Here is a 9,349-nt window from a genome sequence, read left to right on the forward strand (position 1 = left end):
GGCCGGAAACCGGGCCGGTCCGGGCGCGTCCGCGCGCCGGGCCGGTTCAGAACAGCCCGTCCTGCCGCCCCGTCCTCCCCCTGAACTCCCTGACCGGCACGTCGAGTCCCCGCTCCCGCCCGCCGGCCGGGACCAGCCCCCATCCGGTCAGCAGCCGCGTGTCCAGCACCACCACCGCGTCCCGCGTCGCCAGGTGCAGATCGGGCCCGGCGACGGCCACCAGTTCCCCGCTCACCCCGCCCCCGGGGACCAGTTCGCCCACCTCCCCCACGGCGGCCGGCGCCCCCGCCAGCCCGAACACCCCGACGTGGTCGACGGGCCGGAACGGCTCCCGGCCGAGCGACTCCGGCCAGCCGCCCAGCGCCACCGCCCGCGCGTGCAGGGCGGCGATCTCCGCCGCCCGCGCCTCCTCCGCGTCCGGGAGGGCGGCACGCACCGCCCGCTTGTCGGCGTAGGGGATCCGGTCGGGCACTTTGAGCGCGGCGCGCAGCAGTTCCTCGGTGCGCCGCGCCGCCATCAGCGGCCCGGTCCCCAGCCAGCTGAAGCAGACCGCCCCCTGCTCCAGCAGCCGCGCCGGGCCCCGCTCCACCGCGGTGATCCCGGCCTTGGCCATCCCGGGCCCGAACCACGCCAGGTAGACGCGGTACGGCCGCGGATCGTCCGCGAGGGTGTCGGCGGCCACGGAGTGCGCCCGGTCCAGCCGCGCGCACTCCTCGCAGCGCGCCCCCGTGCTCCGCCCCGGCACCGCCGCACCGCGCGGACACGGGTGCCCCCGGGCGCCGACGCAGGTCCGCACGCCCCCTTCCGCGACCCCGAAGGCCACTCGCTTCCCCCGGGTCAGCGCGCTGCGCCGCCCGCCCTCCCACACCAGCACGGGGCCGTCCGCGGACCACCGCAGCCCCGAGCACCTCCACGCCTGTGCCATCCCCCACGAGCGTAGGGGCCACCGCCGACACCGGCTCCGCGACGGCTCAGCCCGCGGCGCGGCCGGCGCCCACGGGGTCCGGTCCGGTGTCCGCGGCCCCGGACCCCGTGGGCACGGGGACGGCCCCCCGGCCGGAGACGGCCCGCGCCGTGCCCCGGCCGCCACGCCCCCGGCCCGCCAGCCGGCATCCGAGGCACTGCGCGTGTCCCTCCAGGGCCTCCCGGTCCCGCACCCGCCAGTCCCACTGCTCCCTCGGCCGCGGCCCGGACGGCTTGCCCCACCCGGCGAGGTGCAGCGCCCAGGTGGTCAGGAGGCCGGTCGCCACGATCACCGCCCCGGCGGCCAGCAGCGGCCCGGACACCGTGCAGACCCCCAGGCCCAGCACGGCCGTTCCGGCGATGCCGATCCCGGAACCGGCCCATCCGGCGACCGTGTGCCCGTGGTCATATGGAGACGCGCCCATGTCCGCCCCTTCGTGCAGTCGGCGTCCCACGACAAGATCTCTCACGTCGTGAGCTATTCACAGCATAAACATCTCACAAGCTAAGAGAAAAGAGGAGCCCGGGATGCAAGCCACTCCGCGCCCGCCCGCGACCCAGGAGCAGGCGATGTGGGCGATGGACCAGCTCATCGCGGCCCATCTGGTGGGTCAGCAGGAGATGGCCCAGCGGGCCGGCCTGAACGTGACCGACATGACCTGCTTCGGCTTCGTCATCGCGGCGGGGGAGGACCTGCCCACGGCCGGCGAGCTGGCGGAACGCGTCCACGTCACGACGGGGGCGATGACCGGGATCCTCAACCGCCTCGAACGCGCGGGCTACATCACCCGCCGCCCCGACCCCGCGGACCGCCGCCGCGTCCGCGTGGCCGCGCGACCGGACGCCGTGGCCCTCGTGCGCGAGCTCTACGAGCCCTACTACGTCCGGCTCGCCGCGCTCTTCGCCGACTACTCCCCCGACGAGATCGCCGTCCTGCACGACTGGTTCACGCGCGCGACCTCCCTGGCGGCGGGCTACCTGGAGGAACGCCGGTCCACCGGCTGACGTGCCGCGAGCGGTGCGGCACCGAGATGCCGGGTGCTCCCCCGGGTGTCAGCCTGGAGGAGAAACCGCACCGTTCGGGGGACGTCCGAAAGGTCGAAACACATGGCAAGCAACGTCGGCAGCACGCACCGCCAGCGGGCCGGGTGGGAGGCGGAGAGCCCCTGGGCCACGAGCTGGACGGCCGCCGCGGCGGCCCTGATGACCTTCGGCGGCATCATGGCGATCTTCCAGGGCATCGCCGCCATCGCCCAGGACGACGTCTTCGTCACCACCCGCAACTTCACGTACGAGTTCAGCCTGACCGGATGGGGCTGGGTGCACCTGATCCTCGGCGCCCTGGTGGCGGCCGCCGGCATCGCCCTCTTCCGCGGGGCCGCCTGGGCCCGCGCGGTGGGAGTCACCCTGGCCGGGCTGAGCATGATCGCCAACTTCGTGTGGCTGCCCTACTACCCGGTCTGGTCGGTCGTCCTCATCGTCATCGACGGCTTCATCATCTGGGCCCTGTGCGCACCGCGCCGCGGGTCCTCGGCCGCCTAGGGCGCCCGGGCCGCCGGTCACCGGCCACCCCTCCCGCGCACCCTCCCGTGACGGAAAACCGCGCCGCGCCCTTCCCCGCGTGGAGCGCCGTCTGGCCCTGGCTCGCCCAGCTGGCCGGCGTGACGGCCATGGTCGCCGCCTACTTCCTGCTGCCCCTGCACCACCTGGGCCCGGACCGCCCGGTCCTGAGCTGGACGCTGTTCGGCCTCGCCCTGGCACTGGTCGCCCTCCTGCTGCTGAGGCAGGTCGTCCACGTCCAGCTCGACCGTCCGGACGTCCGCCCGGGGCTGGTCATCCCCCTGCTGATGTGCCTGTCCGTCCTGGTCTTCTCGACCGCCTACCAGGCCCTGGCCCGGCGTCCCGGCGAGCTCGACGGCCTCACCACCCGTCTGGACGGCCTCTACTTCACGATGGTCACCCTCGCCACCGTCGGCTACGGGGACATCACCCCGCGCGGCCAGGCGGCCCGCCTGGTCACCATCCTCCAGATCCTCTACACCTTCGTCTTCCTCACCGCGGCGGCCACCGCCCTGACCCGCCACCTGCGCAACGCGCTCCGCCACCGCGAGAACGCCCGCCGGCACGGCTCCCCCTGACCCGCCCGGCCCCTCGCCCCCGCCCCGCCGGGCCCGCCGCCGAGGAGGAGGCACGGAAGGAGCCCGGTGCCACCCCGGACCCCGGCACGCACCCGCTCAGGGCCGCCGTGCCCACCGCGGACGAGGCGGCCGGACCGGCGGGGCGGCTGCCGCCGGACACCACGGACAGGACGAAACGCCGGAGGCCCCGGGGAATGATCCCCGGGGCCTCCGGCGTGCTGCGCACTCGGCAGGATTCGAACCTGCAACCTTCTGATCCGTAGTCAGATGCTCTATCCGTTAAGCTACGAGTGCCTGTTTCTTCATTTTTCTCGCCGCTCCCGGACCTTCCGGCCCTCTCGCGGCGACAGGAAGAACATTACATGACTGCCGCCGCCATGTGAAATCCGTTTGCCCTACCCCTTGTGACCTGCGGAAACACGGCCGAGAGCCCTGACGGGGCGGCAATGACGAAGCCCCGGCCAACAGACCGGGGCTTCGTATCGGGGCGGAGGCGGAGGGATTTGAACCCTCGATGGGCTTTAAGGCCCAAACCGCATTAGCAGTGCGGCGCCATAGACCGGACTAGGCGACGCCTCCCCGCCACACCCTTCCGCGCGAGCGCGAGCGGGTGGTGCGTGCCGATGATGACACAGCCGCGCGGCCCGTCACCAATCGCCCCCCACGGTACTAGGCCGGGAGCCCGCAGGGCAAAGCCCTTCCCACCGGAAGACCGTCGTGGCGCGCCGTCCGTGGGACGTCCGCGCAACGTCCCGTGCCCTCGCGCGTTGACCAGGGCATGCTGCAGGTCATCCTTCCCGGCGTCCACGACGCCCACCACGTCCACGGGTCCGCCTCCCGGGCCGCCCGCCCCGCGCCGCGCCGGATCCTCGCCGGCGCCGCCGTCCTCTCCGCCCTCGTCTCGCTGTCCGCGGCCCCGGCGTCGTACGCCCGCGACGTGCCGCCGGGCGGCGACCGCCTCACCGTCACCGTGCGCGACGCGGGCGACGGGGCGGACGGGACGTACCGGCTGCGCTGCCGGCCCAGCGGCGGCAGCCACCCCGACCCCGCCGGGGCCTGTGCCGCCGTCGACCGGGGCACCCGGTGGGGGGAGGACGCCTTCGCCCCGGTGCGGCGGGACGCCGCCTGCACCCTGCAGTACGGCGGACCGGCCACCGCCCGCGTCACCGGCACCTGGGCCGGGCGCCCCGTCGACGCGGTGTTCGACCGCGGGAACGGGTGCGCGATCGCCCGCTGGGACCGGCTCGTGCCGCTGCTGCCCGCGGTGCGCTCCGCGGGGCGGCCGTGAGCGGGGCGGGGCACGCCCCCGGGCCGGGGCACGGAAGAGGTAAAGGTCCTGCGAAGGTTCGGACGGCGTCGGCGCAGGCCGGGGCGCGTTTCGGGCGATCCGGGCGTCACACCGCCGTCACTTCCCGTGCGGTCTCCGTCTCATCCGGCGTCGCGAGCGCAATCCCAGCCCTTAGACTCCCTCGCGTGACACGTTGCGGGCAGGTTGGCAAGATGGCCCGAGCGGTCGGCACGTCGCGGTAACAGGGAGGAAGCGTCTCGTGAGCAGCAGGCCATCCCGAGGCGCTGCTCGCCTCGCAGCCATACTGGACGCGCTTCCCGACGCCCTGGTGCTGGTCAACGCCAACGGGACCGTCGTCAACGCGAACACCATCGCCCTGGAGGCCTTCGAGACCCCGGGCACGGCCCTGGTGGGGCGCGGACTGCTGGACCTGCTGCCGCAGTTCGACTCCAAGCTCATTCCGGGGTCCATGCGGCGCCCCGACCACCTCGACCCCCGGGCACGGACCAAGCCGACGCGGATGATCGCCCGGCGGACCGACGGGAGCGAGTTCCCGGTCGAGGTCACCAGTGCGAACCTGGAGAACGGCCAGCAGGCCTACGACAGCCACGGCTACACCGGCGACGAGCTGCTGATGCTCGTCGTCCGCGACCTCTCCGGCACCGTCGACACCGAGGCGGAGCTGGCGCGGTCGCAGCGGCAGACCGAGATGATCCTGCGGGCCGCGTCCGAGGGCGTCGTGGGGACCGACACCGACGGCCGGATCGTCCTGGTGAACCCGGCCGCCGCCCAGATACTGGGGTACCGGGCCGGCGAGCTCGGCGGACGCGAACTGCACACCCTCGTCCTGCACTCGCGCGCCGACGGCTCCCCCTTCCCCTACGACGAGTCCCCGCTCGCCGACACCCTGCGCTCCGGGCGCAAGCACCGGGTGCGCGGGCAGGTGCTGTACGCCAAGAGCGGCGACAAGGTCCCGGTCGACCTGACCACCGCGCCGGTGCGCGACGGCGACCAGCTCGTCGGCGCCGTCATGACCTTCCTCGACCGGCGCCCCTACGACGCGCTCGTCAAGGAGAAGGAGGAGGCCGAGCGGCGGCACGCCGAGGAACTGGAGCGCCTCGCCGAGGAGCACGGTTCCGAGCTCACCGCCCTGCGCCAGAGCCACGTCACCGAGGTGGAGGAGCTGCGCGAGCAGCACGCGGAGCAGCTCGCCGCGAACGAGGAGCGGTACGCCGCCCTCGGCGAACGGGAGAAGGACCGCTACGAGGCCCTCGCCGCCCGTCACGAACAGCTGCTCACCCTGCTCGGGCAGTCCCTGCGGGGACCGCTGGAGGAACTGCGCCGCGAGCTGGCCGCGCTGGCCGCGGACGACGCCGGACAGCTGTGGCCCGAGGCCAACCAGGTGCTCCACCACCTGTCGGCCGGCTACTCCCGCATCACCACCCTCATCGACAACGTCCTCGGCTACCAGCGCCTCGACAGCGGGACCGAGGGCATCACCCGGACGAAGGTGATGCTCGACGCCGTCGTCGCCGCCGGTGTGGACGGGGCCGTGGAACTCGTCGGGCCCGGCCGGGTGCAGTTCGCCGTGCACGCGCCGCCCATCGAGGCCGAGGTCGACTCCCGGCTGCTCGCGACCGCCCTCGCCCACCTCGTCGCGGACGTCGCGGGCGTCGACGCGACCGGCAACACCCCCGTCTCGACGGGCGGGTACCTGGACAACACGGTCGTGGTCGCGGCGGCACAGCGCGGCGAGGTCGTCCGCATCGAGGTGCGCGGACCGTACGGCGGCGGCGACCCGGTGCACGAGCCGATCGTGCGCGGGATCGTCCGGGCGCACGGCGGCGTGCTGCAGACGCACGAGGTGCCGGGGATGAGCGGCAGCGCGTTCGTCCTGGAAGTGCCGATCGGGAGCGGGGCGGGGACCGTCCCGGCCACCGAGGCGCCCGCCGCGCCGGCGGACGAGGAGACCGCTGCGGCCGGTGACACCGCGTCGTCCGCCGCCGGCGGTGGACGGCGCCGGGCACGGCGCGCCTCCGTGGACGCCTTCCTGGAGAGCGGGGTGCCGGGCGCACCCGAGGCCTCCGCCCCGGAGGCGTCGGCGCCCACCGGACGGCGCAGGCGCCGGGCGGCCGCCGCCGTCGAGCCCGCGCAGCCGCAGCCTCCGGCCCGGGAGTCCGGTGAGGACGCGGTGGCTTCCGGCGGCACCGGGCGGCGGCGCGGCCGCCCGGCCGAGGACGCCGGTGCCGGGGTCTCCGAGGGGGCCGTCGTCACGGCCGCCGAGCACGCTGCGGGGGCCGCCGCGTCCAACACCGGGCTGGGCGGGACCGTACCGCCGCAGGGGGTGCCCGCGTCCTCCGGGCGGCGCGCCCGGCACGGGTCCGGCGAGCAGCAGGCCCTGCCGCCCGCGCTGCCCGCGCCGTCCCCCGGGGGCGACGGGCCGGCCGACGCGCTCCAGCTCCCGCAGGCCCAGGAACAGCCGCAGCCGACGGGACGGCGCCGGCGCGCGCTGGCCGCCGCCACCGAACGCGCGGCGGCCCAGGAGGCCGCGCCCCGTACGGTGTTCGCGCTGCCGCCCGCCGAGGCGGACCAGGCGGAGCAGCCCGGGCAGACCGGGCAGGCCGAGGTGATCGGCCGGGCCGCCGCCCCGCAGGGGGCCCCGGCGCCCCACGCGAGCGGGGCCGAGCCGGCCGCGCCCGGTGGCGCCCCGGCCGACGACGGGCGCCACGACGCCGTCGCGCACGACCAGGCCGACGACCACACCCCGCCGCAGCCGCACCCCACCAGCGCGCCGACGGGCCGCCGCCGGCGGGCCGCCGCCCAGCCGGCGGCGGACGGCGGGGCGGCCCCGGCTCCGTCCGTGCCCTCACCCCCGCCCGTGCAGGTACCGGCCCAGGCGGGTGCGGTGCAGGGCGCTCCCGGGGAGGGCGTTCCGGCACAGTGGGGGGCCGCGCCCCCGCAGGCGACGGCCGTCCCGCCGCAGGGGGCCCCGGTCCCGCCACAGGGCGCTCCGGTCCCGCCGCAAGGTGTTCCGGTTCCGGCGCAGGGGACCCCGGTTCCGCCGCAGGGCGCCCCCGTCGCCCCGAACGTGACGACCGCCCCGCCGCAGGGCGCCCCCGTGCCCCCGCAGGGCGCTCCGGTTCCGGCGCAGGGCGCTGCCCTCCCGCCGCAGGGTGCCCCGGTTCCGGCCCGAGGCGTTTCCGTCCCGGCTCAGGGTGCTCCGGTTCCGGCGCAGGGGAGCCCGGTTCCGGCTCAGGGTGCCCCGGCTCAGGGTGCTCCGGTTCCGGCGCAGGGCGCCCCCGCCGCCCCGGACGGAGCGGCCGTCCCGCCGGTCGTTCCGCCGCAGGGCGCGCCCGTGCCCGGGCAGGTGCCGGTGGCCCAGCCGCCCGCACCGGCGTCGGCCCAGACCCGGGCCGCCCCCGCCGCCCCCGAGCAGCCGGCCGTCGCCCAGCCGCTCCCCGCCGAGGCGCCCCCGGTCCGGGGGACCCCGCCGGACGGCGCCCCGGCCCCGCAGCAGTGGCCGGCCGCCGGCGACGCCCCCGGCGCCGGCACGCCCGCCCCCCCGGTCCCGCCGCAGCCGACACCCTCCGCCGGCACCCCGCTGCCCCCCGAGAGCGCGCCGGCACCGGTGCAGCGGGCCGCCCAGCCGTTGCCCGCCGAGGCCGCGGCGCCGGTGGATCCGAACTCCACCCAGGGGCGGGCGATCAGCGTGCGGACGCTGGGGCAGGGCGTGCCGTTCAACCGGCAGGCCGCCCAGGTCCAGCAGCCGCTGCCGTCGGCCACGCCGCCCCCGCAGCAGCCGGGCGGGTCGGGCCGCCGCCGCAAGCTCGGCACGCGTCCCGACGCGGCCGCGGACACCGGGCAGAGCGCGCGCCCGCACCCGCCGGCCGAGCCCGCGCCCGCCCAGGTGCCGGCCCAGCCCCAGCACTCGCTCGCCGGGCAGTCCCGGCTCGCGCCGGCCACCGAGGGCACCGGGCGTTCCTACGCGATCGGCGCGCCGGACGCGGACGCCGCCGAGGGACCCGAGCCGCTGGACGGTCCGGGCGGGGCCGTCGAGGTGGCGGACACGCCGCGTCCGCAGCCGATGGACGACGAGCTGCCGCCGGAGCCGCTGGACAACCCGCGCCGGCTGCTCGTGTGGCCCGCGCCGGACGTCTCCACGCAGCAGGCGCTGAGCGACCGCGGCTACCGGCCGGTGATCGTGCACTCGCGCGAGGAGGTGGACGCGCAGATCGCGGCGTTCCCGGCCGCGCTGTTCGTGGACCCGCTGACCGGTCCGATCACCCGCACGGCCCTGCAGTCGCTGCGGCAGGCGGCGGTGGCCGCCGAGGTGCCGGTGCTCGTCACGGCCGGACTCGGGCAGGCCTCGCGGGACGCGGCCTACGGCGCCGATCCCGCCGTCCTGCTGAAGGCGCTCGCGCCGCGGGACAGCGAGCAGCACCCGCCGCGGGTGCTGCTGATCGAGGAGCACGCGGAGATCGCGCTGGCGCTGACCGCGACGCTGGAGCGGCGCGGCATGCAGGTGGCGCGGGCCGGGAGCGACGCCGACGCGGTGGCGCTGGCGGGGCAGTTCCGGCCGAACCTGGTGGTGCTGGACCTGATGCAGGTGCACCCGCGTCAGGCCGGGCCCGCCGGGATCATCGACTGGCTGCGGGCGAACGGACAGCTCAACCGCACCCCGCTGGTCGTCTACACCGCCGCCGTCGAGCAGGCCGACCTGCCGCGGCTGGCGTCCGGCGAGACGGTGCTGTTCCTCGCGGAGCGGTCCACCGACGACGAGGTGCAGGCCCGGATCGTCGACCTGCTCGCGCGGATCGGCACCAACTGAGGCCGGACCGCCCGCGTCCGCCGGCCCGGGGGGGGGGGGGGGGGGGGTGGGTGCGGGGGGGGGGGGGGGGGGGGAGGGGGGGGGGGGGGGGGGGGGGGGGGGGGTCGGGGGGGGGGCGGGCGGGATGGGGGC

Annotated in this window: 7 protein-coding genes and 2 tRNA genes; 5 read left to right on the forward strand and 4 right to left on the reverse strand. The window is 76.8% G+C overall.

Annotated elements, in window-relative coordinates; translation table 11 throughout:
• Window positions 1-46: 46 nt before the first annotated feature.
• Together ACZ56B_RS26730 and ACZ56B_RS26735 are read right to left on the reverse strand one after the other, a co-directional pair.
• Window positions 47-925: a DUF2797 domain-containing protein gene (locus ACZ56B_RS26730; RefSeq protein ID WP_468795732.1), complete on the reverse strand. Its 879-nt coding sequence runs from the start codon at window positions 923-925 to the stop codon at window positions 47-49.
• Between the two features lie 46 nt (window positions 926-971).
• Window positions 972-1,388: an HGxxPAAW family protein gene (locus ACZ56B_RS26735; RefSeq protein WP_468795734.1), complete on the reverse strand. Its 417-nt coding sequence runs from the start codon at window positions 1,386-1,388 to the stop codon at window positions 972-974.
• Between the two features lie 103 nt (window positions 1,389-1,491).
• Between ACZ56B_RS26735 and ACZ56B_RS26740 the strand changes: the two genes are divergently transcribed.
• The 3 genes from ACZ56B_RS26740 (at window position 1,492) to ACZ56B_RS26750 (ending at window position 3,101) form a co-directional block, all read left to right on the forward strand.
• Entirely contained in the window at window positions 1,492-1,968 is a 477-nt protein-coding gene (locus ACZ56B_RS26740) for a MarR family winged helix-turn-helix transcriptional regulator (RefSeq protein ID WP_468795737.1), read from the forward strand.
• A 102-nt stretch (window positions 1,969-2,070) separates the two neighbouring features.
• Window positions 2,071-2,505: a DUF7144 family membrane protein gene (locus tag ACZ56B_RS26745; protein ID WP_468795740.1), complete on the forward strand. Its 435-nt coding sequence runs from the start codon at window positions 2,071-2,073 to the stop codon at window positions 2,503-2,505.
• 47 nt (window positions 2,506-2,552) lie between these two features.
• Entirely contained in the window at window positions 2,553-3,101 is a 549-nt protein-coding gene (locus ACZ56B_RS26750; protein WP_468795743.1) for a potassium channel family protein, read from the forward strand.
• A gap of 221 nt (window positions 3,102-3,322) precedes the next feature.
• Here ACZ56B_RS26750 and ACZ56B_RS26755 read toward each other — a convergent pair.
• Window positions 3,323-3,395 (reverse strand) — tRNA-Arg (locus tag ACZ56B_RS26755).
• Window positions 3,396-3,589: 194 nt separating this feature from the next.
• Window positions 3,590-3,680, reverse strand: a tRNA-Ser gene (locus tag ACZ56B_RS26760).
• 199 nt (window positions 3,681-3,879) lie between these two features.
• Here ACZ56B_RS26760 and ACZ56B_RS26765 point away from each other — a divergent pair.
• Window positions 3,880-4,389, forward strand: a complete 510-nt coding sequence (locus ACZ56B_RS26765; RefSeq protein WP_468795746.1) for an SSI family serine proteinase inhibitor — start codon at window positions 3,880-3,882, stop codon at window positions 4,387-4,389.
• A 259-nt stretch (window positions 4,390-4,648) separates the two neighbouring features.
• On the forward strand, window positions 4,649-9,217 hold the full coding sequence (locus ACZ56B_RS26770) for a PAS domain-containing protein (RefSeq protein ID WP_468795749.1): 4,569 nt from the start codon (window positions 4,649-4,651) through the stop codon (window positions 9,215-9,217).
• The last annotated feature ends 132 nt before the right edge of the window (window positions 9,218-9,349 follow it).

The organism is Streptomyces sp. NPDC034670 (assembly GCF_055574875.1).